This is a genomic window from Rathayibacter sp. AY1A7 (assembly GCF_002930845.1).
Classification (GTDB): Bacteria; Actinomycetota; Actinomycetes; order Actinomycetales; family Microbacteriaceae; genus Rathayibacter.
On the sequence record NZ_PSTL01000001.1, the window covers coordinates 67,853 to 94,759 of the forward strand.

Below are 26,907 nucleotides of genomic sequence, written 5' to 3' on the forward strand. Positions count from 1 at the left end.
CCGGGGCCCTCCCCGTGCCCAGGCAGGGAGTCCGCCCAGGGCGGACGCGTCGCCCCGACCGCTCGCCGCCCGCCCCGGCTAGGCTGGTCGCGGTCCGCGCTCCGGCGCGCGACTCCTGTCTTCTACTTTTTTGGAGTACCCCGTGGCCTCTGTCCTCGAAAAGGTCCTTCGCGTCGGGGAGGGGCGGGTCATCCGTCGCCTCGAGAACTACGCGAAGGCCGTCAACGCCCTCGAAGAGGACTTCACGCACCTCAGCGACGAGGAGCTGAAGAACGAGACCGTCGAGCTGCGTGAGCGCTACTCGAACGGCGAGTCCCTCGACGACCTGCTGCCGGAGGCGTTCGCAGCCGTCCGCGAGGCCTCGCGCCGGACGCTCGGCCTCCGCCACTTCGACGTGCAGCTCATGGGCGGCGCCGCCCTGCACCTGGGCAACATCGCCGAGATGAAGACCGGAGAGGGCAAGACGCTCGTCGCGACCCTCCCGGCCTACCTCAACGCGATCGCCAGCCGCGGCGTGCACATCGTCACGGTCAACGACTTCCTCGCGTCGTACCAGTCCGAGCTGATGGGGCGCGTGTTCCGCGCCCTCGGCATGACGACCGGAGTGATCCTCTCGGGCCAGACCCCGGAGCAGCGCCGCGAGCAGTACTCGGCCGACATCACCTACGGCACGAACAACGAGTTCGGCTTCGACTACCTCCGCGACAACATGGCGTGGCAGGCGCAGGACATGGTCCAGCGCGGCCACTTCTACGCCATCGTCGACGAGGTCGACTCGATCCTCATCGACGAGGCCCGCACCCCGCTGATCATCTCCGGGCCGGCCTCGGGCGAGGCGAATCGCTGGTTCGCGGAGTTCGCCAACCTCGCCAAGCGCCTCGACGAGGGCGAGGACTTCGAGGTCGACGAGAAGAAGCGCACCGTCGGCGTCCTCGAGCCCGGCATCGAGAAGGTCGAGGACTACCTCGGCATCGACAACCTCTACGAGTCGGCGAACACCCCGCTGATCTCGTTCCTCAACAACGCCATCAAGGCGCGCGCGCTGTTCAAGAAGGACAAGGACTACGTCGTGCTGAACGGCGAGGTCCTGATCGTCGACGAGCACACCGGCCGCATCCTGGCCGGACGCCGCTACAACGAGGGCATCCACCAGGCCATCGAGGCGAAGGAGGGCGTGCAGGTCAAGGCCGAGAACCAGACCCTGGCGACCGTCACGCTCCAGAACTACTTCCGCCTCTACGCGAAGCTCTCCGGCATGACCGGAACGGCCGAGACCGAGGCCGCCGAGTTCATGTCGACCTACAAGCTCGGCGTCGTCCCGATCCCGACGAACCGCAAGATGCAGCGGATCGACAACGCCGACCTCGTCTACAAGAACGAGCAGGTCAAGTTCGCCCAGGTCGTCGAGGACATCGCGGAGCGCCACGCGGCCGGGCAGCCGGTCCTCGTCGGCACGACCAGCGTCGAGAAGAGCGAGTACCTCTCGCGCCTGCTCGCCAAGAAGGGCGTGCGCCACGAGGTCCTGAACGCCAAGAACCACGCGCGGGAGGCGGCCATCGTCGCCCAGGCCGGCCGCCTCGGCGCCGTCACCGTCGCGACCAACATGGCCGGTCGAGGCACCGACATCATGCTCGGCGGCAACGCCGAGTTCCTCGCGGTCTCCGAGATGACGGCCAAGGGCCTGAACCCCTCCGAGACTCCGGAGGAGTACGAGGCCGCGTGGGACGAGGTCTTCGCCGCCGTCAAGGAGAAGGTGGGCGAGGAGGCCGAGAAGGTCCAGGCCGCCGGCGGCCTCTACGTGCTCGGCACCGAGCGCCACGAGTCGCGCCGCATCGACAACCAGCTCCGCGGACGCTCGGGGCGCCAGGGCGACCCGGGGGAGAGCCGCTTCTACCTCTCGCTCACCGACGACCTCATGCGCCTGTTCAACTCCGGCGCCGCCGAGGCGCTCATGGGCCGCGGCAACGTCCCGGACGACATCGCCATCGAGTCGAAGGTCGTCTCGCGCGCCATCCGCAGCGCCCAGTCGCAGGTCGAGGCCCGCAACGCCGAGATCCGCAAGAACGTCCTCAAGTACGACGACGTCCTCAACCGCCAGCGCGAGGCGATCTACTCGGACCGCCGCCACATCCTCGAGGGCGACGACCTGCACGAGCGCACCCAGAAGTTCCTCGTCGACGTGATCGACGAGATCCTCGAGGTGCACACCGGCGACGGCAACGGCGACGACTGGGACTTCGACGCCCTCTGGACCGAGCTGAAGACGCTGTACCCGATCAGCCTCACCATCGACGAGGTGGTGCAGGAGGCGGGCAGCCGCGGCCGCATCAACAAGGAGTTCATGCGCCGCGAGATCCTCTCGGACGCGCAGCTCGCCTACCAGCGCCGCGAGGAGCAGCTGGGCTCTCCCGCCATGCGCGAGCTCGAGCGCCGTGTCGTGCTCTCGGTGATCGACCGCCGCTGGCGCGACCACCTCTACGAGATGGACTACCTCAAGGACGGCATCGGCCTGCGCGCGATGGCCCAGCGCGATCCGCTGGTCGAGTACCAGCGCGAGGGCTTCGCCCTGTTCCAGCAGATGATGGGGCAGATCCGCGAGGAGACCGTCGGCTTCCTCTTCAACCTCGAGGTCGAGGTGACCCAGAAGCAGGGCGAGGTCGCCGGAGTCGCGGCCAAGGGCCTCGCTCAGCCGGTCGCTCCGGCCGAGAAGCTCAGCTACTCGGCCCCGAGCGACACCGGCGGCGTCGAGGTCCGCAACCAGCGCGGACAGGTGCAGCAGGCGGCCACCGCGAAGGCCCGCGCCGAGGAGGCCCGCAAGGCGCTCCCCGAGGGCGAGGCGGAGGAGACTCCGACGACCGGCGCCTTCGGCCAGAAGCCGGGCGGCTCGGACGCCCCCGCCAACCGCGAGGAGCGGCGCGCGCAGTCCAAGCGCCGCTGAGTCCTCCCCGGACGACGCCGACGGCCCCGGTCCCGCAGCAGCGGGTGTCCGGGGCCGTCGGCGTTCCTGCGGAGGCTCGGAGCCCGCCTCGCCCGCCGTCAGGACTCGCCGCGCGCGAGGGCCGAGACGAAGCCGCCGGCGAAGGTGTCGCCGAGGCCGATCGTCGTCGGCCGGTCCGTCTCGAGGACGAGCCCGGGGACGCAGCAGGCCTCGAGCGCCGACTCCACCGCTGCGCACACCGCTTGCGAGCCGGGCTGGGGAGGGAGTCCGCCGACGAGGTCGTAGTCGGCGGCGGTGAAGCCGTCCCCGAGGAGGTCGCGGAGCTCGGCCGCGCGGATCATCTCGTCACCGACGCCCCGCCGCCCCCGGAGCTCGAGGAGGCCCTGCGCGACAGGGGGGTGGAGATCGTGCTCCCGGCCGGTGCGGCCGCCCGGGAGCGCTGACCCGCTCCTCACAGCACGTTGATCGCGGTGGCACGCCAGCGCGCGTCCGTGCCCTCGAGCCGGATCGCGACGGCCCGGCTCCGTGCGCGGTGATGCACCAGGACCACTCCCTCGACGACGCCGTCCCGCGGCTCCGTGACGATCACCCGTCCGACCGTGAACGGGACGCGCTGCGCCGTCCGCTTCCGCAGGCTGCGGGCGCGGGCCGCGAGCACGACCCGCTTCTGCAGGTGGTGGTAGACCTCGTCGCTCAGCCACCGCGCGATCTGGTCGATCTCGCGCGAGCCCTCGAGGATCTCGATCACGAGGTGCGTGAGCCGGGCGAGCAGGGGCTCCGGGTCGGGCAGCTCCGCGCGGGTCGCAGGCTGCGGGGCGAAGAACTCCGCGAGGGTGAGCCGCTCCACGGCCGCCTCGGGGTCGAGGGGGAGGGTGCGGTAGTCGAAGGCGTGGAGGGGAAGGCTCATGCGGCGATCTCCTGGGGCAGGACGAGCTGTTCACGGGTCCGGGTCACCTCTCTGCTCGACGGGCTGGGCGCGCTGGGTCGGCACGCGAGGACGACCTCATCGAAGCAGTCGAGGGATGCTCATGGAGTGCAGAGGCGCAGACTGTGGATAATCGTCGGCCGTCCCGAGCTGTGGACAGCGAGCCCGGCGTGCACCGCCCGGCCGCGCCCTAGGCTTGTCGGGTGTCGACCCTCAGTGACCTCGTCCTCTCCCACGGCCGATCCGACGAAGCGGACGTCGAATGGCTGCACCTGCTCGTCGGCGACCTGCAGCTGCTCGCCGACCTGGCCTTCGCCGACATCGTGCTCTGGGTGCCCACGGCCGACGACAGCTTCGTCGCCGTCGCCCACGCGCGCCCCAGCAGCGCGGCGACGCTCTTCTACCGCGACTTCGTCGGGCAGAGGATCAAGTCGGAGTGGCGCGCCCAGGTCGTCGAGGCGTTCGAGACCGCGCGGATCGTCGACACCTCCGCCCCGGACTGGTTCGAGGAGACGCCCACCCGCGTGCGCGCGGTGCCCGTCCTGCGCCGCCGGGGGGCCTCCGACGGCGGCACGACGGACCGCCCCATCGCGGTCGTCACGCGCCACACCAACCTCAGCGAGACGCGCACGCCGAGCCGGCAGGAGCTGACGTTCAACGACTGCGCGAACGACCTCTTCTCGATGATCGCCTCGGGCGACTTCCCGGACCTCGGCGCGCCGACCGGTCCTCGTCGCGGGGCGCCGCGCGCGTCCGACGGACTGATCCGCCTGGACGTCGACGGCGTCACCACGTTCGCGAGCCCCAACGCCCTCTCGGCGTTCAACCGCATCGGCTTCGCCGACGAGCTCGAGGGGGAGTCGCTCGCCGACGTCACCACGAAGCTGATCGCGGGGAAGGTCGTCATCGACGAGTCGCTCCCGCTGGTCGTGACCGGCCGGGCGCCGTGGCGAACCGACATCGAGGCCCGCGGAGTGACGGTGTCGCTGCGCGCGATCCCGATCCGCGACCGCGGCGAGCGGGTCGGCGCCGTCGTCCTGTGCCGCGACGTGACGGAGCTGCGCCACCAGGAGCGGGAGCTCATCACCAAGGACGCGACGATCCGCGAGATCCACCACCGCGTGAAGAACAACCTGCAGACCGTGGCCTCGCTGCTGCGGATCCAGGCGAGGCGCACCCACTCCGACCTCGCCCGGGAGGCGCTCACGCAGGCGATGCGCCGCGTCGCCGCCATCGCGGTCGTGCACGACACGCTCTCGGAGGGGCTGAACCAGAACGTCGACTTCGACGCGGTCTTCGACCGGGTGCTGCTGCTGATCGCCGAGGTCGCCTCGACCCACAACACCACGGTGCACCCGAAGCTGACGGGGAGCTTCGGCAACCTGCCCAGCGAGTACGCGACTCCGCTCGCCCTCGCCCTGACCGAGCTGGTCACCAACGCCGTCGAGCACGGCCTGGCCGGACGGGAGGGCGACGTGGAGATCGTCGCCTCGCGCAGCGACGACGAGCTCACGGTGAAGGTGCGCGACACGGGCGTCGGGCTGCCGGAGGGCAAGGTCGGATCGGGCCTGGGCACGCAGATCGTGCGCACGCTCATCCAGGGCGAGCTCGGCGGCACCATCGACTGGCACACGCTGGTCGGGCGCGGCACCGAGGTCACCATCGAGGTGCCGCTGCGATGGCTGGAGCGCGCCCGCTCCTGAAGCCGGAGACGACGCGACCCCCGCTGCCGAGAGGCGACGGGGGTCGGGGTCGTTCGTGCCGCCGAGCGGCTCGTGCGCCTAGGAGGCGCGGCGTGCGCGGGCGGCGCGGCGCTTCAGGGCGCGACGCTCGTCCTCGCTGAGGCCGCCCCACACGCCCGAGTCCTGGCCGGTCTCGAGGGCGTACTGGAGGCAGACCTCGGTGACGGTGCAGCGTGCGCACACCGACTTCGCCTTCTCGATCTGGTCCACGGCCGGGCCGGTGTTGCCGACCGGGAAGAAAAGCTCGGGGTCTGCGGTGAGGCAAGCGGCCTTGTCGCGCCAGTCCATGCGGATGCTCCTTGTGTGAAGGCGTGCGTGGAGGAACCACGCAGTGTTCGGGTGGGATGATCGATCCACGCCGACGATCCCGACCAGTACTCGACCTCCGCGCCCTCACCGGCGCACGCCACGAGGCCCCGTGCTGGAGCGCGGGGTGGATCGGGGTGGTGGACGGGAGAACGCTCGGTTCTTGCCGGTGCACTCGACGCGATGCGTGAGCACTGCGTCGGCCACCCGGCTCCAGTGCTGGTCATCCGGCTCGCCCCCTTGCCTGACGGCGCGGCGGGATCGGATGTTCACATCGGCGGAAACCCACGACCCTGTGAGCGGTGAAACGAACTGGACTAGCCTGTCACGGGGATGAGCCCGAATCAAGAGTCCTGGATGGGATGTGCCTGTGACCGCTGACGCGAACGGGTCCCGCGGACCCCGCCCGACCGCCTCCCGGCCGCTCGGTCTGGTGGTGCTGATCGCGGTCCTGGCCCTCGAGACGCTCGCCGTCGCCGGGGTCGCGGCGTGGCTCGTGCTCGAGCTGCTGACGACCCGTGCCGACACGGTCGGCGGAGGGATCGCCATCGTCGTCCTCGCGCTGATCGCCGTGTGCTGGGCCGCCGCGACGACGCTCGGCGCCGTGCGACGGCGAGGCTGGATGCGCGCGTCGGCGCTGACTATCCAGCTGGTGATGATGGCCGTGGCGCTCGGCGCCTTCCAGGGCCAGTACGCCGTGCCCGACATCGGCTGGGCGCTGCTGGCGCCGGCCGCGGTGGCCGTCGTCGCGCTGTTCCTCCCGAGCGTGGTCGCCGCCACTCGTCGCGATCCGGCCGTGTAGCCGGACGGCTGGCGCGCCGCCGCTCGCGGGTGCGACGCTGGAGGGACCCCCTCCTCGACACGGAAGCGACGCGCATGGACTCCACCCGACTCGGCTCCAGCGGCCTGCAGATCTCCTCGATCGTCCTCGGCTGCATGAGCTTCGGCGCTCCCGACCGCGGTGCCCACGGCTGGAGCATGGGCGAGGAGGAGTCGCGGACCTTCCTCCGGCGGGCGCTGGAGCTCGGCGTCACCACGTTCGACACGGCGGACGTCTACTCCGACGGCACGAGCGAGGAGTTCGTCGGCCGGGCGCTCGCGGACTTCGCGGTCCGCGAGGAGGTCGTGATCGCCACGAAGGTCCACGGGCGGATGCGCCCCGGCCCCAACGGCGGCGGCCTCTCGCGGCGGCACATCCTCAGCGCGATCGACGACAGCCTCCGGCGTCTCGGCACGGACTACGTCGACCTCTACCAGATCCACCGCTGGGACCCCGAGACGCCGATCGAGGAGACGATGGAGACGCTCCACGACGTCGTCCGCTCGGGCAGGGCGCGCTACATCGGCGCCTCGAGCATGTGGGCGTGGCAGTTCGCGAAGGCGCAGTACACCGCGGATCTGGGCGGCTGGACGCGGTTCGTCTCGATGCAGGACCAGTACAACCTGATCCAGCGCGAGGACGAGCGCGAGCTGCACCCCTTCTGCGTCGACCAGGGAGTCGGCGTGATCCCGTGGTCGCCGCTCGCCCGGGGCCGGCTCACCCGCGACTGGGACGAGACCACGGCGCGCACCGAGACCGACGTCTTCGGCGGCACCCTCTACCGCCAGCAGGAGGAGGCCGACCGGCGGACCGTCGCGACCGTCGCACGCATCGCCGAGCAGCGCGGCGTGCCCCGTGCGCAGGTGGCGCTCGCCTGGGTCCGGCAGCAGGAGGCGGTCACCGCTCCGATCGTCGGAGCCACGAAGCTCCACCACCTCGACGACGCGGTCGCGTCGCTGGACGTGGAGCTGACCACCGACGAGCTGGAGGCGCTGGGCGCCGACTACGCGCCGCGCGCCAACGAGGGGTTCTGATCCGGCCGATGCGCCACCGCTGATCCGCCCGAGCGGTCTCCGCTATTTTTCTCTCGAAGATGACGGAAGCTCGGATCGGGAGGCGGCATGGCGAGGAGTGCCGGGGATCCGTTGGGGGCGCGCTACCGCCTGCTCGAGCGGATCGGCTCGGGTGCCGCGGGCGAGGTGTGGCGCGTCGCCGACGCGCAGGGGCCGGACCGCGCGGCGAAGCTCCTCCGCGGTGAGCACGTGCACGACGCGGGCCTGGTCGAGCGGTTCGTCCGTGAGAGGTCGGTGCTCACCCGTCTGCGGCACCCGCACGTCGTGGAGGTGCTCGACCTCGTCGTGGAGGGGGAGACGCTCGGGATCGTGATGGAGCTCGTCGGCGGCGGATCGCTGCGGGAGCTGCTGCGGGACGAGGGCACCCTCCCGGCGGTCGATGCGCTGCCCGTGGCGGCCTCGATCCTCGACGCTCTCGCCGCCGCGCATGCGATCGGCACGGTCCACCGGGACGTGAAGCCCGACAACGTCCTGCTCGCGGAGGGTGCGGACGATGCGGGCTCCGCCGTCCGCGTCTCCGACTTCGGCATCGCTCACGTGGTCGCCGAGGGGCCGCGCGCGACGACGGGTGTCATCGGGACGCCGGAGTACCTCTCGCCCGAGATGCTCGCCACCGGAGCGGCCGGCCCGCCGAGCGACGTCTACTCGACGGGGATCCTGCTCTACGAGCTGCTGTGCGGCCGGACCCCGTTCGCCGGCCCCGGCGCCGACGTCGCGGTCGCCTACCGGCACGTCGCGATGCTCCCGCCGCCGCTGGAGCTGCCGCCGCGGCTCGCGTCGCTCCTGGACCGGATGCTCGCGAAGGATCCGGCGTCGCGGCCGACGGCTGCGGAGGCGGCGGGGATCCTGCGACGCCTCTCCCCGGCACTGGCCGGGCTGCCGGCGCTGCCGCTCGCGGCGGGCGTGGCGGAGTTCGAGGAGGCCGAGCGCCCGGGCACGGTCCTCCGCGGGATGGCGGTGGAGATGTCGTCGGAGCCGGTGGAGGAGGGGCCCGCTCCCGAGCTCGGCCCGTCGTCGCAGGCGACCGTGCTCCGCCCGGTGCCGCGCCGCGAGCTGCACCTGGTGGAACGGCCGTTCGAGGCTCCAGCTCGGCGGGGGCGCGGCGGACGTCTGCGGATGATCCTCGCCGCCCTCGGCGCCGGCGTCCTGCTCATCGGGGCGGTGCTCCTCGCCGTCCAGCCGCGCGGCGGCGGAGCACGGGCCTCGGCGCCGGATGCCGACCTGTCGGCCCGGCAGCAGGACCGGCCGCTGCCGACGGGCCTCGGAGTGACGCGATCGGCCACCTGGGACGCGGAGCGACGGGCCGTGGTCGTCGAGATCTCCTACTCCGCCCAGAGCGCGCCCCTCTCGGGGTCCTTCCTCGAGGTGCTGCCGGGCCCGGACGCCGCGGCGGCGTGCCCCGCGGCCAGCTGGTCCGGAGTGACGGCGGTGCGCAACCGGCCGAGCGTCACCGGAGTCGGGGTCGGCTGCGGTTGGAGCCTGACGGACCTGCACGTCCCGGCGCAGGGGATCGTCGACGTCACGGCGACCGTGCCGATCGCGGTGGCCGAGCAGAGCGCCCTGGACGGGTGGCTCGCGGCGGCCGCATCAGCGACGGCACAGGCGGTGGCCGACCCTGCGGTCACCGGGACGGCGTATCCCGTGCAGCGGCTGCGGGATGTGCGGATCGAGACTCCCGCGCGGACGGTCGGCCGGACCCCGCTGCCGGTGACGCTGGTGCCGGTCTGGCCGAGCGGGGCGGACCCCGTGAATCCCCTGCTGGCGACGCCGTCGTCCGCGCCGGCGAGCAGCATGCTCGACGCGATCGCGGGCGGAGTGGAGGGCGTTCGCTTCAGCGACGGCTGCGGCGGCGCGGTCGCCGTGTCGTCCGACGGGCTGACGGTGACCGCCCTCACGGTGACTCCGTCCTGCGAGCTGCGCGCCCGAGTGGGCGCGTTCTCGGACCTCTCGAGCAGTCCCTTCGCGATCACCACTCGCGAGTGAGTCGACCTCCCGCGCCAGTGTCGAGCCGTCGACGCCACGCGAGCCGTCTGTGCTGTCTTGCCTTCTACCATGACGAGACATCCTCATGAAACGTTGGTGGAGTGGGGAGCGGTCGGGACGGTCCCGTCCGCAGGGGTAGAAAGGTGTGATCCATGTCACGTGTTCTCTCGACCGACGAGGCGAAGTCCGCGATCCAGCAGATCCAGTCGATCGTCAACGGCGGCCTCGCCGATCAGATCAGCCGGCTCGACGCACAGGGGCGGACACTGTCCGACCCGAACGTCTGGGATGGTCCGCTGGCCTCGCAGTTCCGCTCGTCGACCTGGCCGGAGACGAAGTCGGCCCTCGAGAAGGCCAAGCAGGAGCTCGAGGAGCTGCGCGGCCAGCTGGCGACGATCTCGCAGAACATCTTCGCCGCCGGCGGAGGGAGCTGACCGGCCGTCCCGCCCCTGCGTGCTCCGGCGAGCGGGGGCGGGACGTGCTCGTCGTCTCCGCGCTCCTTCCTCCGCGCACCTCCATCGGTGCGTCTCGGAGTGATCGGAGCGCTCTCGAGGAGGACGCGCCGATCGACTCGGTGGCGGAGGCGCGATCACCCGCCCGAGGGCGCTGATCCGCCGCCGTCCGCCGGCGTCGGCGAGACCGACTGCACGAAGTGGATCTCGCCGTCGAGGCTGACGAAGCCCCGGCCCACCGTGGGCGGGACGGGGAAGCGCCGCGGGATCTGCGCGCCGAGGAGAGTGCCGTCGTTGTCGATGTCGGGCTGGAGCAGCAGCACGGAGCGGGAGGCCGCCGCCTTCTTCGTCCAGTTCCCGAAATGGCTGCGGAGCTCGCTCGACCGGCCGGCCAGCACGACGCAGAGTCCCGGGCGACCCGACGAGACCAGCCTCATCAGCGCCTGGTCGGTGTCGTCCCAGCGTTCGGCGTCGTCGAGAAGGAGCAGCACGGGGCCCTCCTCCGTCGACAGCGACGTGAGGAGGGTGCAGAGCTCCTCCGCGCCCACGGCGAGTCGGTCGAGGTCGGCGCCCCTGAGCGGGGAGCGTCGATCGCACACTCCCCAGACGGCGACCGAGCCGGCGGCCCGCGCCGCCTCGGCCAGGGCGAGCAGCACGGTCGACTTGCCCGATCGGGCGGGTCCGGCGATGACGACGTGCTCGCCCTCGAAGACCCGGAACGCCAGCGGGGCGAGGTCCGACTCGCCGAGGCCGATCGGGAGCAGCCACGGCTCGCGATCGAATCGGGCCTCGATCCCGAGTGCGCTCACGGCGACCCTGTAGGGAAGCGTGCCGACCGTGCTCGTCCTGCCGCGCGCATCCGGCCAGGCGGCCGCGAGCTCGGCGATCGCGTCGTCGAGACCGGCCCTCGGAGTCGCGACCTGCGTCTGCAGGAGCGACGGGGTGATGACGCAGCGCCCCGGCACCGCTGCCGGCGCCCGCACCGGCTTCACCCCGGCGGCGGCGTAGTCCTGCGGGTCGGCGAGGCGGAACAGCCACTTCTGCGTCGTGACCTCCTCCATCACCGAGGGGATCGCCCTCGCCCGGGTGCTCGTCACCGCGAAGTGCAGGCCGAGCTCCGGTCCGTCGGCGTAAGCGCGAGTGAACGCCTCCATCAGAGCCAGGCCCTCCCAGTCCTGGAACTCGTCCTTCAGAGTCGCGAGACCGTCGATGAGCACCAGCGCACGACGGTGGCCCCCGGGCGATGCTCGGCGCCGCCGCACCTCGTCGCGGAGGTGACGGAGGAACCGGGTCTGCTTCTCGTGGGATCCGCCACCTGCGCCGGCGTAGGAGACGGTGTGCGGGAGTCGCGCGAGCGGAGCGGAGTCGCGGGAACCGGCATCGAGGACGTAGAGGTCGAGCTCGTCCGGGGGGAAGTGGCGGGCGGCCGTCAGTGCGATCGACGCGAGCGCCGTGCTGGTGCCGCTGCCGGGGATGCCGATGAGGAGCAGGTTCCCCTCGCCCAGATTCCAGCCAGCCGGCGTCCGGCGCTGCCGGTCGGGGTCGTCCGAGAGTGCGACGTAGAGGACGTCGCCGACGACGCGACCGAGGTCGGACTCCTCCGCGCCGAACCCGCTGAGGGCCACGATGTCCTCGAGCGGCTCCGGCCAGATCGGGCGGGGAGGGCCGAAGCCTGAAGCGGCGTCCGCCTCGACCACCGCGTCGATCAGGAGGTCGAGATCGGTCGGGGCCGTCTCGTCGGCGGCGACCGGGGAGGGGCCCTCGACGGGGACGCCCGTGGGTCCGACCGGGCGGACCTCGATCGCCTCGACGGCCGGCGCCTCCGCGCGACCGGTGACCAGCGCCGTCTGGACGGGCGAGATGTCGTTCTGGCCCCGCTTCACGTACGCTCGGCCGGTCTGGGAGCGGGAGATCCCGGCCGCGCTCGCGACTCCGATCACGTCGGCGGAGTCGTCCCGGCTCTGCACCCGGAGGGCGACGCGGAGGTTGGTGTTGGCGAGGATGTCGTCGTTCACCACTCCGGCAGGACGCTGGGTGGCGAGGATCATGTGCACGCCGAGCGTCCTGCCGACCGCGGCGACGCTCACGAGGGACGTCAGGACGTCGGGATGCTCCTTCGCGAGAACGGCGAACTCGTCGACGACGAGCAGGAGCCGCGGCATCGGCTCCGGCGGCGAGGTGGCCCAGTACGCGTCGAGGTCGTCGACACCCTCGCCGGCGGCGGCGAAGAGCCGCTGACGACGCCGCATCTCGGCCTGGAGCGAGCGCAGCGCGCGGTCGGCGAGCTGGGCGTCGAGGTTGCTGATGGTGCCGATCGTGTGCGGGAGCCGCTCGCAGGACGCGAACGCTGCACCTCCCTTGAAGTCGATGAGCACGAAGGTGAGGCGCGTCGGATCGTTCCAGGCCGCGAGGCCGGCCACGAAGGAGCGCAAAAACTCGCTCTTGCCCGAGCCCGTGGTGCCGCCGACCAGGCCGTGCGGGCCGTCGGCGACGAGATCGAGCACGAGCGGACCGTGCTCGGACGAGCCGACGGGCGCGCGCACGCCCCGGGCGCTCGACCACCACCCCCGGACGTCCGCGGCGGTCGGACGATCGGCGCCCAGGAGCGGCGGCAGCCGCACGAGCGCGGAGAGGGCCGCCCCCGCGGTGACGAGCTCCGGGTCCTCGAAGCGCGCCAGGTCGCGCGCACAGCGCTCGGCCGAGGAGGAGGCGAGACCGGCGAGCACCACGTCCTCGACGGTGATCCGCTCGTCGGGCCGGGAGAGGACCGCCGAGGCGTCCGCTCCGACCCGGACGACGACCGTGCAGGAGGCGGGGAGCTGCTCCTCCGACGCCGCGAGGACGAGGCCGGAGATCCGGGTCGCCGCCTCGCGCTCGCCGCGGCCGAGTCCGAGGAGTTCGCGCGCCGGAGCGGCGCGTCCCTCGGTCAGCACGTCGGAGTCGAGCACCAGGAGCACGCGCGGCGAGTCCTCCTCGCGGAGGGCGCGGAGGAGCTCGGAGCTGCGGTCGCGCCGGTCGGAGAGTCGGCGTCCGCCCCCGGGCAGACGCGTGTGGGGGAGCCAGGAGGCCCAGCTCCAGTCGGAGTCGCGTCGCCGGTCGCAGAACACCCCGATCGCCAGGTCGGCCGGACCGCAGTGGACCGCCGCCTGGCAGAGCAGGCTCCTCGCCAGAGCGAGGCCGCCCTCGCGGTCGCCGACGATCCCGACGACGCCCGAGTCCGCGAGATCGATGGACACGGGCGCGCTCGGGACGACGCTCACCGCCAGGATCGCGCGCACCTCCTCCTCGAGCCGCGGCACTCCGCGCTGATCGAGCGGGGGAGACCACGGGACGTCGCCGACGCCGATGTGCAGGCGGAGCACATCGGCGGAGGTCGCGCGCCGCTGCCACAGCGACGTGGCGGGCAGCGCCGCCCGGCGGATCGTCGTCGCCGGGTCGGGCGCGTCCTCCTCGAGGCGGGCCCGTTCGACACGCGCGGAACGGGCGATGTCGTCGCGGAGCGTCTGCAGCGCCTCGCCGTAGCGCTGCTCCTCGGACCGGGTCGCTCGGGCGTGCCGGTGCCGCTGCTCGAACCACAGGCCCACTCCGGCCACGGGGCTGAGCGCGGCGAAGAGGGCGTAGCGCGCATCGCCCATGATGAGGACCATCGCGAAGGCGAGGACGAGCGGCGCGGCGACGGTGATCACGCTGAAGGTCGTGGCGGAGGCGATCTCGAGGCGGGCCGGCGGGACGACCGCCTCGCCGGCCGCCGGACGTCCCGGTCGCGGTGGCCGGTTGAAGGGCACGGTCGCCGTCCTGGAGACGTTGTCCGCGCTCCCCGGCTCGGGCGCGAGGAGCTCGGGGGGCGCGGGGCGCAGCAGGAGGGCCGCCCCACCGGCGATCACGACCGCGGCGTCGGAGACGAGGACCCCGTCCCCGGTCGCGGAGACGCCGTCGACCAGAGTGCCGTTGGTGCTGTCGGCGTCGTGCACCCGCAGGCCGTCGCCCTCGCGGGTCACCGAGAAGTGCTCCCAGGAGGCGCTCGCCGTGTCGAGGACGACGTTGGCGTGCGGGGAGCGGCCCACGATCAGCGCACGGCCCCGCGGGATCTCGACCACGGCTCCCGCGCCGAGACCGCCCGACAGCACGGCCGTCCACCCGCGGGCCGCGGCGGGTCGGGGCAGGGGGGAGCGGGCGATCCGCGTTCCCTCGAGCAGCAGCAGATCGGCCAGCCGGGTCTCCACAGGATGCAGGGCGGTGTCGACGGCGAGGGCCGTCCCGGGCGGGAGGCGGTGCCCGGTGGCGGTGGCGATCAGCTCGCCGAGTGTCGCGGAGTCGCGGTGGCGGCCGAGGTCGATGTCGGAGCGGGTGCCGTCGAGGTCGAGGAGGAGTCGCACCGGGGGCTCACGGTCGGGGCTGTCCGGCGAACCAGAGCAGCGGCGGGTCGGCGGGCCGCAGGCCGAGACGCTGCGGCGAGGAGTGGAGGGGGAGTGCCGGGGCGTCCAGAGCGTGCGCGGCGCCGAAGTCGAGCGGCGGACCGGCGAGCCCGTCCGCCGCTCCGATCGTGCATCCCCGGAGTGCGGCGGCGACCGCCGAGGGTGCCCTGCTGCCTGCGACGGCCGTGGCTCGCACGAGCGCCACGACGGCGTCGTGGCTGGGGGCGTCCGCGACCGCGGCGAGATCGCGGAACGCGCGGTCGCCGAGGAGGGTCGCCCGCGCGGCATCGTCGGCGGTCATCCGTACGGCCCCCAGGAACGCGGAGGCCGCGCGTCCGCGCTCGTCGCCGCGGAGGGCGACCGCGTCGCCGGAATCCGTGCCGATCGTCGTCAGATCTCCCGAGAGGGTGCCTCCGGCCGCGGCCAGGGCGGGAGCGAAGGCGGGGCTCAGCGCGTCGGGCGTGAGCAGGATCGGGACGGACGCCCCCGCCGCCTGCAGAGCGGCGACCGCCGTCGCCTGCGCCGCGGCGGGGCCGGACACGACGACGCGCTCGACCGCCGGCTCGCCCTCGAGGTGCGGGCGGGCGGCGGTGATGATCACGTCCGCGGCGGCGCCCGGATCGGCGGTCACCGTCGCGGCGGGCGAGAGACCGGTCGGGGTGCCTCCACCGGTGTCGACGAGGAGTACCCGGGCGCCTCCGCCGGCCTCCTCCACGAGTGCCGCGTCGGCCGAGGCGGTGTCGGGTCCGAGGGACCAGACGCCGTCGCCGGGCAGGGCGGGGCCGCCTCCGTACGGGAGGACGGCCGCTGTCCCCGCGGCCCGAGCGGCGTCCACGGCCGCAGCGGTGTGGGTGCCGTGGGTCGCGAGGACGAGGCCGGACACGCCCTGCCCCGTCAGCTCCTCGACGGCGGCGCGGGCACCCTCGGGCGTCCCGTGGTCGTCGACGGCGACGAGACCGATCTCGCAGCCGCCCATCGCTGACCGGTGCGCTGCGACGACGGCACCGTTCGCCGCGTCCTTCCACTCCGCGCCCTCGCCCGGAGCCGAGCTGAGCGAGACCACCACCCCGAGCGTCAGCTGCTCGGGCACCCGGGCGCACGAGAAGCCGACCGGGAGAGCGGCGACCTCCGTCATCGGGGCGGACTGCGGGGGCAGGAGGGAGACGAGGGCACCGCTGACGCCGAGGAGGGCGACGGCGCCGCCGATCAGCATCGGGCTCCGTCGGGCGGTGCGGGGGTGCTGCGCCGCGCGCCTGCCCAGGCGGGTCATCGCTCGTCCCCGATCCGGAAGGAGTAGACCGTCCGGGTCCGCGTGCCCTCGGGCAGGTCGAGGTGGAACGCGGGAAGCTCATCCCCGGCGCGGAGGGAGGCCCGCTCCTGAGCCTGCGCCAGCAGGATGCCCGAGACGTCCTCGGATCGCACCGCGGCGTAGCCCCGTGCGCTCTGCGAGGCGAGGGCGAGCTGCACGTCGGCGGTGCCGACCTTCGCGGCACTCGTGGTCATCGATCCGAGCAGGCCGGAGCCGCCGACCGTCCGGTCGCCGAGGTCCAGGAGCACCTTGTGCAGATCGGCGGCGAGGAGCGCGGCGGCCGCGTCGGTGTCGCGGGTCGAGGCGTCGATCGTCGTCGCGATGCCGGCCAGGGAGGCGCGCGTCCGCTCGGAGACGGCCCCGCCGATCCGGGCCTCCGCGGTGCGGAGAGCCCGGTGCCCGGCGTCCACCGTCGCTGCACCGTCGGAGCGGATGCCGGAGGAGGCCGTGCGCAGGCTCGAGACCGACCGGTCGAACATCGCGACGACCGCGTCGGCGTCGGCGCCGGAGCGCGTCGAGATCCGCCGCACCTGCTCGTCGAGGAGTGCGGTGACCGCGGAGGCGGCGGCCGTGTCCGTCTCGGCGAACGCCTTCTGGATCGCCGGTGCGAGAGCGTCCTGCTGGGCGCCGAGAGCGTCGATGCGGGTGCCGAGGGCGTCGCGCTGAGCGGTCAGCGCGTCGACGCCGGTGCGGAGGGAGGCGAGCAGGCCGGTGAGGCGTGCGTCGTCCGAGCCGGCCGTCGCGCCGGCCTCGGCCATGCCGCTGCGGACCGTGGCGAGCGCGGCGCGCAGGGCGGCGAGGTCGGCACTCGCGCCGGTGCTGCCGACGGTGGAGGCGACGGCGGTCCACGCGTGGACCTGGTCGCTCAGCCGGTCGGCCAGGGGGGCCGGATAGCCGTCGGGGGCGTCGAGGCGGCCCGCGCCGGAGCAGGGCGTCGCGGTCAGGTAGGCGCGGAGCTCCTCGACGGAGCCCCGGGTCACCTCCACGGGTGCGCGCGTCGGGCGCCCGGTCGGCGTGGGTGCGGCAGCAGGGGACTGTGTCGCCGGCGACAGCTCGCAGAGCCGATCGGCCAGCTCCTGGTTCTGCGCCGACAGCGACCCCGTGCTGGTCGGCGTGCCGAGCTCGTCCAGGGCGGTCGTGGCGGCGGCGCCGACCGAGGCGACCGTCGTCTCCAGGCCCGCGGTGTCCGCGTCGAGCTCGTCCAGCGTCGCCGACAGGGCGGCGAGCGCCCGGGTGACGGATCCCTCCGGGTCGGCCAGGGTGTCCACCGAGGCCGACGCGGCGTCCACCCTGCTCGCGAGGGCGGCGAACCCGGCCTGCACGCCGTCCATCAGCTCCGGCTGCAGGGAGTCGACGAGGTCCTGCCCGCGATCGAGCATCCCGAGCAGCACGGTGTCGACGGCGGCTGCGGAGGCGGCGAGGGAGCAGGTCATCGAGGGTGCCGTGCAGGTCTCGGCGGAGGGCTGTGCCGGCCCCGCGGCAGCACGGAGAGCCGCGACGACCTCGTCGCGGCAGGACTCGGCCGCGGTCCCGTACGCGTCGAGCTCGGCCGTGAGCCGTAGCAGCTCCGAGTGGATCGAGCCGGTGCGGCCGCCGTCGACGGCGAGTCCGCATCCGCTGCCCGAGACCGTCGGCGGCGGCACCGCGGCCGATGTGTCGCCCAGCATGGCGTCCACCGCGTCGATCGCCTCGGACAGCTGCGCCAGCAGGCCGGACTCGGTGCCCGAGACCGTCGACGACAGCTGCGCCCGGAGCGCGCCGAGCTGCCCGGAGAGGCTCTGCATCGAGGCCGCCGTCGAGGCGGCGCCGGCCCGCAGCTCCTCGGCCGTGCGGACACCGAGAGTCTCGGAGGTCGCGTCGAGCGAGGCCCGTACCTCGGCGACGGTGGTGCCGGCCTGCGTCAGCAGGTCGTCCACCGCGGTGACGACCTCGATCGTGCGGCGCTCGAGGGCGAGCGGCGAGGCGTCGGAGGAGTCGAACGCGGCGCCCAGCGCCCCCTCGGTGGTCGGGTCGGTGCTCAGGCCGGGCTGGACCGCCAGGTCGAAGGCGGGGACGGCGAAGTCGGCGACGTCGGCGACGAGGGTCAGCGTCGCCGTCGCGCCACCGCCCGGGGGAGCGAGGAGAGCGGCCCACTGCACGACGGCGTCTCCGTGCTCGTCACGGCTGAGCACGCCGTTGGTGACGGCACCCGACTCGCTCTCGGTGACGACGCGACTCGGCGAGACGCCCGGCAGGACCGCGGAGGCTGCGATCGTCAGCGGAGCGCCGACGAGTGCACTGCGGCGGGCTGCACGACCGGCCGCGTCGAACGCGACCTCCTCGGGCCGGACCGTCAGGTTCTCCACCGCGAGCGAGATCTCGATCCGACCCGAGCGCCCGGCGAGGTCGGCCGGATCGGTGCCCGAGGCGTCGGCGGTGCGCCACGAGGGCCGGACACGGACCGGCAGGTCGGCGGCGACCTCGGGGGGATCGTAGACGGTGGTGGTCGCCGAGGTGTCGGACGGGTCGTCGCCGACGGCGAGAGCCGTCCCCTCGATCGCACGGACACCCCCGTCGGACGAGACGGCGACGGACACCGCCTGCAGCACCCTGGCGGCGGTGAGCGCCGGCTCCGGTGGCGTGCAGCCCGCCAGTACAGCTGCCACGACCGCGATCGCCGCTGCGGCCGTCGTCCTGCGAGCATTCGAGCGCACCCTGACCACCCCTCGTCCCGACGGGGCACCGGGCGGTGCCGCTCACGTCGACATGAGATATGCTCGCATACGAGCGGAACCCCGAGAGCCGGTGGCGCACGATGACCTGCACCGCGCGCCCCGGGGTCAGACGAGCTTCAGCTTCTTGCGGAGCGCCTGCACGTGCCCGGTCGCCCGGACGCCGTACTGCGCGAACTCGAGCGCTCCCTCGGCTCCGACGACGAACGTCGAGCGCAGCACGCCGACGACGGTCTTGCCGTAGAGGCTCTTCTCGCCCCACACCGCGTACGCGCGGTGCACGGTCATGTCGGGGTCGCTCAGCAGCGGGTACGCGATGCCCTGGGCGTCGGCCCAGCGGCGCAGCGCCTCCGGGGCGTCCCGCGAGATCCCGAGGACCTCGTAGCCGGAGTCGCGGAGGGACGCCGCGTTGTCGCGGAAGTCGCAGGCCTCCGTGGTGCAGCCGGGGGTGTCGGCCTCGGGGTAGAAGAACAGGATGACGCGCCGTCCGCGGTAGTCCGCGAGCGAGACGGGCTCGCCGTCCTGGTTCGGCAGCGTGAACTCCGGAGCGGAGTCGCCGGCGGCGAGGCGCGCCTCGGCGGGGAGGGGGGAGAGGTCGGTCATCGTCTGCTTCCGTCGGTCGTGGCGAAGGTGGTCAGGAGGCGCTGGAGCGAGTCGAGGCGCTCCGGTCCGCTGGCGCCCAGCAGTCCGCCCTCGACCGCCTCGATGATGGCGCAGTCGGGGGAGTCGGGCAGGTGCGTGCAGCCGCGCGGGCAGTCCCGGGCGATCACGGCGAGGGTCGTGAACGCGCCGAGGATGTTGTCGGTGTTCACGTGGCCGAGTCCGAACGAGCGGACGCCGGGGGTGTCGATGACCCAGCCGTGCCGGTCGCCGCGCTCCACGCGGAGCGAGACGGTGGAGGACGAGGTGTGCCGACCGCGGCCCGTCACGGTGTTCACGCGCCCGATGGCCCGGTGCGCGTCCGGGACGAGCTTGTTCACGAGGGTGGACTTGCCGACTCCGGAATGCCCGACGACCACGGTCTCGTGGCCGAGGAGGGCGTCGGCGATCTCGTCGACCGGCGGCTCGTCCTGGCTCGAGAGGAACACGCGGAGGTCGAGCCCCTCGAAGTTGCGGAGGAACGGGGCCGGGTCCGCGAGGTCGGTCTTGGTGATGCAGAGCATCGGAGTGATCCCGGCGTCGAAGGCGGCGACCAGGTAGCGGTCGACCAGCCGGGTCCGGGGCTCGGGGTCGGCGGCGGCCACCACGCAGAGCATCTGGTCGGCGTTGGCGACGATCACGCGCTCGATCGCGTCGGTGTCGTCGGCGCTGCGGCGGAGGAGGGTCGACCGCTCGCGGATGCGGACGATGCGGGCGAGCGTCCCCTCGTCGCCGCTGGAGTCCCCGACCACGTCGACGCGGTCGCCGGCCACGATCGCCTGGCGCCGCAGCTCGCGGGCCCGGGCCGCCGTGAACTCGTGCTCCTCGGGCGTCCCGTCGCCGATCATCACCGTGTAGCGACCCCGGTCGACGCCGAGCACCATCGCGATCTCTGCGTCCTCGTAGGCGGGCCGGTTCTTGGTCCGGGGCTTCGTGCCCTTCGGGTTCGGGCGCACCCGCGCGTCCGACTCGTCGTACCCGTCGAAGTCGTCGAGAGCACCGTCGGCGTCGAGGCCGCTGTCCGTCCACCACGACACGGGTCAGACCGATCCGGCGAGGGTCGTCCACAGTTCCGGGAACTGGGGGAGGGTCTTCGCTGTCGTCGCGACGTCCTCGATCACCACGCCGGGGACCACGAGGCCGATCAGGGCGCCGGCGTGGGCCATGCGATGGTCCGAGTAGGTGCGCCAGCGGCCGCCGTGGAGCTCGGCGGGCTCGATGCGCAGACCGTCCTCGAGCTCCGTGACCCGGCCGCCGAGGCCGGTGATCTCGGCGGCGAGGGCGGCGAGGCGGTCCGTCTCGTGGTGACGGATGTGGCCGATCCCGGTCAGGGTGCTGGGAGTGGAGGCCAGCGCGGCGAGGGCGGCGAGGGCGGGGGCGAGCTCGCCTCCCTCCGACAGGTCGAGGTCCACGCCCAGGATCTCGTCGCCGCCCGTGACCACGAGGTCCTCGCCGTCGCGCTCGACGCGGGCGCCGAACAGCGGCAGGATCCGCTCGAGGTGCGCCCCGACCTGCGTGGTGACGGCCGGCCAGTGGCGAAGCCGGACGCGGCCGCCCGTGACGAGGGCCGCAGCGAGGAACGGCGCGGCGTTCGAGAGGTCGGGCTCGATCAGCACGTCGGCGCCGGCGATGGGCTGCGGCGCGACGGTCCACTCGCCGTCGGCGGGCGTGCCGACCTCGACGCCCCGTGCCGCCAGTGCGGCGACGGTCATGTCGATGTGGGGCCGGGAGGGGACGGCGCTGCCCTCATGGCGCAGGTGCAGTCCCTCCTCGAAGCGGGCGCCGGCCAGCAGGAGCGCCGAGACGAACTGGCTCGACCGCGAGGCGTCGACGACGACGTCGCCGCCCCGGACGGCCCCGGAGCCGTGGACGGTGAAGGGGAGCGCGCCGCGGCCGTCGTCGGCGACGTCGACGCCGAGCGCGCGGAGGGAGGCGATCGTCGCCCCCATCGGCCGCTTCGCCGCGTACGCGTCGCCGTCGAAGGTGGTGGGGCCGAGCGCGAGGCCGGCCAGCGGCGGGACGAAGCGCATCACGGTGCCCGCGAGCCCGCAGTCGATCGTCGTCGAGCCGAGCAGCTCCTCCGCGGGCTCCACGACCAGGTCGGCGCCGAAGCCGCCGGTCGAGCCGGACTCCCGGATCGTGGTGCCGAGCGAGCGCAGCGCCTCGATCATCAGGGCGCTGTCGCGGGAGTGCAGCGGCGCCCGCAGCGTGGAGGGTCCGTCCGCCAGAGCGGCGAGCACCAGCTCCCGGTTGGTCAGCGACTTGGAGCCGGGCAGGCCGACCTCGGCGTCGAGAGCGCCGGCCGCGAGGGGTGCGGGCCAGGCGTCGTCGCCGGGGAGCGCACGGGCGTCGCCGTACGGATCGAACTCGGGGGCGGAATAACGCGAGAAGACCATCGGTTGTCAGGATAGTCGGCGCGCAGGGCGTCGTCAGGAGCGTGACGGAGGCGGAGCATGACGGCAGCACCCCCGGTCCTCCGGAGCAGCAGGCCCGTCGCCCGGAGGCGCCCTCGCGCCGCAACCCCGGTCGTCCGCCGCGCCGCCGCTCTAGAATCGCTCGTGATGACTCGCGACGACGAACCCCGCACCACCCCCGCCGACGAGGCTCCCGAGCCCGCCGACGCGGAGCAGACGATCGTGGAGACCGTCGAGGAGTCGCTGGACGACGCCCCGGTCGAGGCTCCCGTCGATCTCCGCTCCCTCTTCGAGCAGCAGGCGCTGCCCTTCATCGACCAGCTCTACGCGGCCGGTCTGCGGATGACGAAGAACCCCTCCGACGCGCAGGACCTCGTGCAGGAGACGTTCGCGAAGGCGTTCGGCGCGTTCCGCCAGTTCGAGCAGGGCACCAACCTGAAGGCCTGGCTCTACCGCATTCTCACGAACACGTTCATCAACTCGTACCGCAAGAAGCAGCGCGAGCCCTACCAGAGCGCGATCGACGAGCTCGAGGACTGGCAGCTGGGCGGCGCCGAGTCGACCACGGCGACCTCCAGCCGCTCGGCGGAGGCGGAGGCGATCGACCACCTCCCCGACACCGCGGTGAAGGAGGCGCTCCAGGCGATCCCGGAGGACTTCCGGCTCGCCGTCTACTTCGCCGATGTCGAAGGCTTCTCCTACCAGGAGATCGCGGACATCATGAAGACCCCCGTCGGGACCGTCATGAGCCGGCTGCACCGCGGCCGGCGCATGCTGCGCGAACGACTCACCGACTACGCACGCGAGCGCGGATTCCGCGCCGCATTCACTTCCGGGAGCACGAAATGACCGACAGCGGCTGCACGAAGGCGAAGGCCGAGCTCGAGGAGTACCTCCACAACGAGCTGTGCAAGGAGGACGCCGCCGACATCCGCGAGCACATGGCGGGATGCGTCGACTGCGCCGATGAGGCGAAGGTCGGCGTGGTGCTGACGGTCGCCGTGCAGCGGGCGTGCAAGGAGACGGCGCCGGAGGACCTCCGCGCCCAGGTGCTCGGCATGCTCCGCGACGAGCACGCCGCGCACTCGCAGGCGCCCGCCCGCCTCTAGGCGCCGCACGACCCGGGGAGCCCCGGCCGTTCGAGACCTCCCGCGCACCGCGGGCCCTCGAGGGGCCGGGGCTCCGTCGTGTCCGGCGGCCTCCGGTCGCCGCAGCACCCGCACGTCGCGAGCGCTTCTGCCGGTCTCTGCGGGCCTGCGGTCAGGCACGGTCCGCCCGCAACGCGACGGGCCCGCCGGAACACGAGGTTCCGACGGGCCCGTCCGCGTCGTGCGGACCGCGGGTCAGCGGGTGAGCGCCCGCGACAGCAGGTCGGCCTGCTCGGAGGCGTGCCGCTTGGCCGAGCCGGCCGCGGGGGAGGCCGCGGACGGCCGCGAGACCACGCGCATGGATCGGCCCAGCTTCGGAGCGACCTCGAGGGCCATGAACGGCCAGGCGCCCTGGTTCTCGGGCTCGTCCTGCACCCAGACGAGCTCCGCGTCCGGGTAGCGCTCGGCGATGCCGCGCAGCTCCTCGATCGGCGCCGGGTAGTACTGCTCGACCCGCACCAGCGCGATGCCGTCGTCGGGCTTCTTCTCGAGCTCCGCCTTGAGGTCGTAGTGGACCTTGCCGGCGTGGAGCAGGACGCGCTTCACGCCGGAGGCGTCCTGGATCCGCGCATCGTCGATCACCGGCTGGAAGCGGCCCGAGGTGAAGTCCTCGACCGGGCTCGAGGCTCCGCGCAGACGCAGCATCGCCTTCGGGGTGAAGACGATCAGCGGGCGGCGGGGCCGGGAGTAGGCCTGGCGGCGCAGCAGGTGGAAGTAGGACGCCGGCGTCGACGGGCGCGCGACGGTCATGTTCCGCTCCGCGCACATCTGCAGGTAGCGCTCGATCCGAGCCGACGAGTGGTCGGGGCCCTGGCCCTCGTAGCCGTGCGGGAGCAGGAGAACGAGCGACGAGCGCTGCCCCCACTTCTGCTCGGCGGAGGAGATGAACTCGTCGATCACGATCTGGGCGCCGTTCGCGAAGTCGCCGAACTGCGCCTCCCACAGCACGAGCGAGTCGGGCCGCTCCACCGAGTAGCCGTACTCGAACGCCATCGCCGCGTACTCCGAGAGCAGCGAGTCGTAGATCCAGAGCCGGGCCTGCTGCTCGGACAGGTTCATCAGCGGCAGCCACTCCTGGCCGTTCTCGCGGTCGTGGAGGACAGCGTGGCGCTGGACGAAGGTCCCGCGGCGCGTGTCCTGGCCGACGAGGCGCACCGGGGTGTCCTCGAGCAGCAGCGAGCCGAGCGCGAGCAGCTCGCCGAAGGCCCAGTCGATGGAGCCGGAGCGGCTCATCTCCTGGCGCTTCGCCAGCAGCTGCTGGAGCTTGGGGTGCACGGTGAAGCCCTCGGGCGGCGTCGTGAACGCGTCGCCGATGCGGGTGACGACCTCGGTCTTCACGCCGGTCACCTCGGGCTCGCCCGGGTAGTCCTCGCCCTGCTGCGCGTCGGGCAGCTCGAGGTCGGCCACGGAGTCGCCGTCGGCGGTGATCACGGGGATCGCGCCGGTCTGCGCGGCGTGGGTCTCGGCGAACGCGCGCTCCAGGCGGTCCTGGAAGTCCTGGTGGGCGCGGTCGTACTCCTCCTCGGTGATGTCGCCGCGGCCGACGAGCGCCTCGGTGTACAGCTTGCGGACCGAGCGCTTGGCCTCGATCAGGCTGTACATCAGCGGCTGGGTCATCGAGGGGTCGTCGCCCTCGTTGTGCCCGCGCCGGCGGTAGCAGATCAGGTCGATGACCACGTCGCGGTGGAACCGCTGGCGGTACTCGAACGCGAGCTGCCCGACGTGGACGACCGCCTCGGGGTCGTCGCCGTTCACGTGGAAGATCGGCGCCTGGATCGTCTTCGCGCCGTCGGTCGAGTAGATCGAGGTGCGGGCCTCGTGAGGGGGAGTCGTGAACCCGACCTGGTTGTTGATGTTGATGTGGATCGTGCCGCCGGTGCGGTACGCGCGCAGCTGCGACATCTGCAGGGTCTCGACCACCACGCCCTGGCCCGCCATCGCGGCGTCGCCGTGGACGAGGATCGGCAGCGTGGTGAAGGTGCCGATGGGCTTGCGGTCCTGCTTGGCGCGGACGATGCCTTCGAGCACGCCGTTCACGGCCTCGAGGTGCGAGGGGTTCGCCGCCAGGTAGACCGGGATCTCCTCGCCCGCCGCGCCGCGGAAGGTGCCCTCGGTGCCGAGGTGGTACTTCACGTCTCCGGAGCCCTGGACCGTGCGCGGGTCCTGGGTGCCCTCGAACTCGCGGAAGATCTGGCCGTAGGTCTTGCCGGCGATGTTGGTCAGCACGTTCAGGCGGCCGCGGTGGGCCATGCCGATCGCGACCTCGTCGAGGTGCTCGTCGGCCGCGCCCTGCAGGACGGCGTCGAGCAGCGCGATGAGCGACTCCCCGCCCTCGAGCGAGAAGCGCTTCTGGCCCACGTACTTGGTCTGCAGGAAGGTCTCGAAGGCCTCGGCCTCGTTGAGCTTGCCCAGGATGCGCAGCTGCTCGTCGTGGCCCGGCTTCTCGTAGCCGCGCTCGAGCTTCTGCTGCATCCAGGCGCGCTGCTCCGGGTCCTGGATGTGCATGTACTCGACGCCGACGGTGCGGCAGTACGAGTCGCGGAGGATCCCGAGGATGTCGCGCAGCTTGAGCTGGCGCTTGCCGCCGAAGCCGTCCGTGACGAACTCGCGATCGAGGTCCCAGAAGGTGAGGCCGTGGCTCTCGATGGCGAGGTCGGGGTGCGAGCGCTGCACGTACTCCAGCGGGTCGACGTCGGCCATCAGGTGCCCGCGGACGCGGAACGAGTTGATGAGCTCCTGCACGCGGGCGGTCTTGGAGACGCGCTCGGCGAGGTCGACGGCGATGTCCGTGGACCAGTGGATCGGGTCGTAGGGGATGCGCAGCGCGGCGAAGATGTCCTCGTAGAAGCCGCGGCCGCCGAGCAGGAGCTCGTGCACGATCTTGAGGAACTCGCCCGAGCCGGCGCCCTGGATGACGCGGTGGTCGTAGGTCGAGGTCAGGGTGATGGTCTTGCCGATGCCCAGCTCGACCAGCGTCTTCTCGGACGCGCCCTGGAACTCCGCCGGGTACTCGAGGGCGCCGGCGCCGATGATGCAGCCCTGGCCCTTCATCAGGCGGGGGACGGAGTGGACCGTGCCGATGCCGCCGGGGTTCGTCAGCGAGAGCGTGGTGCCCGCGAAGTCGCCGGCGACGAGCTTGTTGCCGCGCGCGCGCTTGACCAGGTCCTCGTAGGCCGAGAGGTAGGCCGTGAAGCTCAGCGTGTCGGCGCGCTTGATGCTCGGCACGAGCAGGGCGCGCGTGCCGTCGGGCTTCGGCATGTCGATCGCGATGCCGAGGTTGACGTGCGCCGGAGCGACGACCGCGGGCTTGCCGTCGACCTCGTCGTAGAACACGTTCTGGCTCGGGAAGTCCTTGAGCGCGCGGATGAGCGCCCAGCCGATCAGGTGCGTGAACGAGACCTTGCCGCCGCGGGTGCGGCGCAGGTGGTTGTTGATGACGATGCGGTTGTCGATCATCAGCTTCGCCGGGATCGTGCGGACGCTCGTCGCGGTGGGGATGCTGAGGCTGGCGTCCATGTTGGTCGCGAGGCTCTTCGCCATGCCGCGGAGCGGGGTGACGACGTCCTCGTCCGGCGTCGAGTCCTCGGCGGAGGGCTTGCTCACCGGAGCGTCGGCCGGGATCGGCTGCGCCTTCGGCTGCTTCGACGTGGTGCGGGAGGCGGGGGTCGACTCGGAGGAGGAGGCCGCGGCGGGATGGGTCACGGCGCCTCCGCCGCTCGACGAGACGCGCTCGGCGGCAGCGGCGGGCTTCGAGGCGGCGGGCGCGGGGGCCGCGGCGGGAGCCGGAGCCGGAGCGTCCTTGCCGGAGTTCGCGAGCTGGGCGCCGTAGCGCTCCAGGATGGGCCACCAGGACTCGTCCACCGAGGCACGGTCGGCGCTGTACTGCTCGTACAGCTCCTCCACGAGCCACTCGTTGGCTCCGAAGTCCTCCGCGCCCTGCTCTGTTCCTGCTCCGGTCAACTGGCTCGACACAGCCGATCGCCCACTCTCTCCGTTGATTCGTCCTCGATCATCCGGACGGGCCCGTCGCAT

18 protein-coding genes are annotated in these 26,907 nt (G+C 72.9%); 8 read left to right on the forward strand and 10 right to left on the reverse strand.

The genetic code is table 11. From position 1 onward, the window contains the following. Positions 1-142: 142 nt before the first annotated feature. Positions 143-2,938, forward strand: coding sequence for a preprotein translocase subunit SecA (secA, locus tag C5B95_RS00295; RefSeq protein ID WP_104338761.1), 2,796 nt, complete (start codon positions 143-145; stop codon positions 2,936-2,938). Positions 2,939-3,036: 98 nt separating this feature from the next. On the opposite strand, the gene C5B95_RS00300 is transcribed toward secA, so the two are convergent. After that, positions 3,037-3,279 (reverse strand): carbohydrate kinase family protein, encoded by a 243-nt coding sequence (locus C5B95_RS00300; protein WP_146076463.1) that lies wholly within the window; start codon positions 3,277-3,279, stop codon positions 3,037-3,039. Positions 3,280-3,389: 110 nt separating this feature from the next. After that, positions 3,390-3,845: an Rv3235 family protein gene (locus C5B95_RS00305; protein ID WP_219812326.1), complete on the reverse strand. Its 456-nt coding sequence runs from the start codon at positions 3,843-3,845 to the stop codon at positions 3,390-3,392. Positions 3,846-4,066: 221 nt separating this feature from the next. Here C5B95_RS00305 and C5B95_RS00310 point away from each other — a divergent pair, with 221 nt between their 5' ends. Further along, entirely contained in the window at positions 4,067-5,566 is a 1,500-nt protein-coding gene (locus C5B95_RS00310) for a sensor histidine kinase (RefSeq protein WP_104348231.1), read from the forward strand. A gap of 78 nt (positions 5,567-5,644) precedes the next feature. On the opposite strand, the gene C5B95_RS00315 is transcribed toward C5B95_RS00310, so the two are convergent. Continuing rightward, positions 5,645-5,893, reverse strand: coding sequence for a WhiB family transcriptional regulator (locus C5B95_RS00315; RefSeq protein ID WP_055788231.1), 249 nt, complete (start codon positions 5,891-5,893; stop codon positions 5,645-5,647). 388 nt (positions 5,894-6,281) lie between these two features. Between C5B95_RS00315 and C5B95_RS00320 the strand changes: the two genes are divergently transcribed. The 4 genes from C5B95_RS00320 to C5B95_RS00335 all read left to right on the forward strand — a co-directional run bounded on the left by C5B95_RS00320 (position 6,282) and on the right by C5B95_RS00335 (position 10,221). Continuing rightward, on the forward strand, positions 6,282-6,713 hold the full coding sequence (locus C5B95_RS00320) for a hypothetical protein (RefSeq protein WP_104246659.1): 432 nt from the start codon (positions 6,282-6,284) through the stop codon (positions 6,711-6,713). Positions 6,714-6,787: 74 nt separating this feature from the next. Next, on the forward strand, positions 6,788-7,765 hold the full coding sequence (locus C5B95_RS00325) for an aldo/keto reductase (protein WP_104348232.1): 978 nt from the start codon (positions 6,788-6,790) through the stop codon (positions 7,763-7,765). Between the two features lie 87 nt (positions 7,766-7,852). Next, positions 7,853-9,787, forward strand: a complete 1,935-nt coding sequence (locus C5B95_RS00330; RefSeq protein WP_104348233.1) for a serine/threonine-protein kinase — start codon at positions 7,853-7,855, stop codon at positions 9,785-9,787. A gap of 152 nt (positions 9,788-9,939) precedes the next feature. After that, positions 9,940-10,221 (forward strand): pyrophosphorylase, encoded by a 282-nt coding sequence (locus C5B95_RS00335; protein ID WP_104291592.1) that lies wholly within the window; start codon positions 9,940-9,942, stop codon positions 10,219-10,221. Positions 10,222-10,376: 155 nt separating this feature from the next. Here C5B95_RS00335 and C5B95_RS00340 read toward each other — a convergent pair whose 3' ends face one another. The 6 genes from C5B95_RS00340 to aroA form a co-directional block, all read right to left on the reverse strand. Further along, positions 10,377-14,615 carry an FtsK/SpoIIIE domain-containing protein gene (locus tag C5B95_RS00340; RefSeq protein WP_104348234.1) on the reverse strand — a complete coding sequence of 1,413 codons (4,239 nt, stop codon included), beginning with the start codon at positions 14,613-14,615 and terminating at the stop codon, positions 10,377-10,379. A gap of 7 nt (positions 14,616-14,622) precedes the next feature. Continuing rightward, the gene (locus C5B95_RS00345; RefSeq protein WP_146076464.1) at positions 14,623-15,924 is read right to left on the reverse strand and encodes a hypothetical protein; all 1,302 of its coding nucleotides are present in this window, start codon (positions 15,922-15,924) and stop codon (positions 14,623-14,625) included. Beyond that, entirely contained in the window at positions 15,921-18,608 is a 2,688-nt protein-coding gene (locus C5B95_RS00350; protein ID WP_146076465.1) for a hypothetical protein, read from the reverse strand. Before C5B95_RS00350 ends, C5B95_RS00345 begins: the two co-directional genes overlap by 4 nt. 174 nt (positions 18,609-18,782) lie before the next feature. Further along, positions 18,783-19,277, reverse strand: coding sequence for a thioredoxin-dependent thiol peroxidase (gene bcp / locus C5B95_RS00355; protein WP_104232788.1), 495 nt, complete (start codon positions 19,275-19,277; stop codon positions 18,783-18,785). Continuing rightward, a complete protein-coding gene (gene rsgA, locus C5B95_RS00360; protein WP_104224119.1) occupies positions 19,274-20,350 on the reverse strand; it encodes a ribosome small subunit-dependent GTPase A in 1,077 nt (358 codons plus the stop codon). The genes bcp and rsgA overlap by 4 nt, the downstream gene beginning before the upstream one ends. A gap of 3 nt (positions 20,351-20,353) precedes the next feature. Continuing rightward, positions 20,354-21,709, reverse strand: a complete 1,356-nt coding sequence (gene aroA, locus C5B95_RS00365) for a 3-phosphoshikimate 1-carboxyvinyltransferase (protein WP_104225496.1) — start codon at positions 21,707-21,709, stop codon at positions 20,354-20,356. Between the two features lie 165 nt (positions 21,710-21,874). Between aroA and C5B95_RS00370 the strand changes: the two genes are divergently transcribed. Beyond that, positions 21,875-22,576 (forward strand): sigma-70 family RNA polymerase sigma factor, encoded by a 702-nt coding sequence (locus C5B95_RS00370; RefSeq protein WP_104224117.1) that lies wholly within the window; start codon positions 21,875-21,877, stop codon positions 22,574-22,576. After that, entirely contained in the window at positions 22,573-22,836 is a 264-nt protein-coding gene (locus C5B95_RS00375) for a zf-HC2 domain-containing protein (protein WP_104224116.1), read from the forward strand. The genes C5B95_RS00370 and C5B95_RS00375 overlap by 4 nt, the downstream gene beginning before the upstream one ends. A gap of 234 nt (positions 22,837-23,070) precedes the next feature. Here C5B95_RS00375 and C5B95_RS00380 read toward each other — a convergent pair whose 3' ends face one another. Next, entirely contained in the window at positions 23,071-26,847 is a 3,777-nt protein-coding gene (locus C5B95_RS00380; protein WP_181067960.1) for a multifunctional oxoglutarate decarboxylase/oxoglutarate dehydrogenase thiamine pyrophosphate-binding subunit/dihydrolipoyllysine-residue succinyltransferase subunit, read from the reverse strand. Between the last annotated feature and the right edge of the window lie 60 nt (positions 26,848-26,907).

Bases quoted from the DNA above. Each gene is read 5' to 3' on its own strand.
- C5B95_RS00300 (WP_146076463.1), bottom strand. From the start codon at position 3,279: ATGATCCGCGCGGCCGAGCTCCGCGACCTCCTCGGGGACGGCTTCACC.
- C5B95_RS00305 (WP_219812326.1), bottom strand. From the start codon at position 3,845: ATGAGCCTTCCCCTCCACGCCTTCGACTACCGCACCCTCCCCCTCGAC.
- C5B95_RS00315 (WP_055788231.1), bottom strand. From the start codon at position 5,893: ATGGACTGGCGCGACAAGGCCGCTTGCCTCACCGCAGACCCCGAGCTT.
- C5B95_RS00325 (WP_104348232.1), top strand. From the start codon at position 6,788: ATGGACTCCACCCGACTCGGCTCCAGCGGCCTGCAGATCTCCTCGATC.
- C5B95_RS00330 (WP_104348233.1), top strand. From the start codon at position 7,853: ATGGCGAGGAGTGCCGGGGATCCGTTGGGGGCGCGCTACCGCCTGCTC.
- C5B95_RS00335 (WP_104291592.1), top strand. From the start codon at position 9,940: ATGTCACGTGTTCTCTCGACCGACGAGGCGAAGTCCGCGATCCAGCAG.
- C5B95_RS00345 (WP_146076464.1), bottom strand. From the start codon at position 15,924: ATGACCCGCCTGGGCAGGCGCGCGGCGCAGCACCCCCGCACCGCCCGA.
- bcp (WP_104232788.1), bottom strand. From the start codon at position 19,277: ATGACCGACCTCTCCCCCCTCCCCGCCGAGGCGCGCCTCGCCGCCGGC.
- aroA (WP_104225496.1), bottom strand. From the start codon at position 21,709: ATGGTCTTCTCGCGTTATTCCGCCCCCGAGTTCGATCCGTACGGCGAC.
- C5B95_RS00370 (WP_104224117.1), top strand. From the start codon at position 21,875: ATGACTCGCGACGACGAACCCCGCACCACCCCCGCCGACGAGGCTCCC.
- C5B95_RS00375 (WP_104224116.1), top strand. From the start codon at position 22,573: ATGACCGACAGCGGCTGCACGAAGGCGAAGGCCGAGCTCGAGGAGTAC.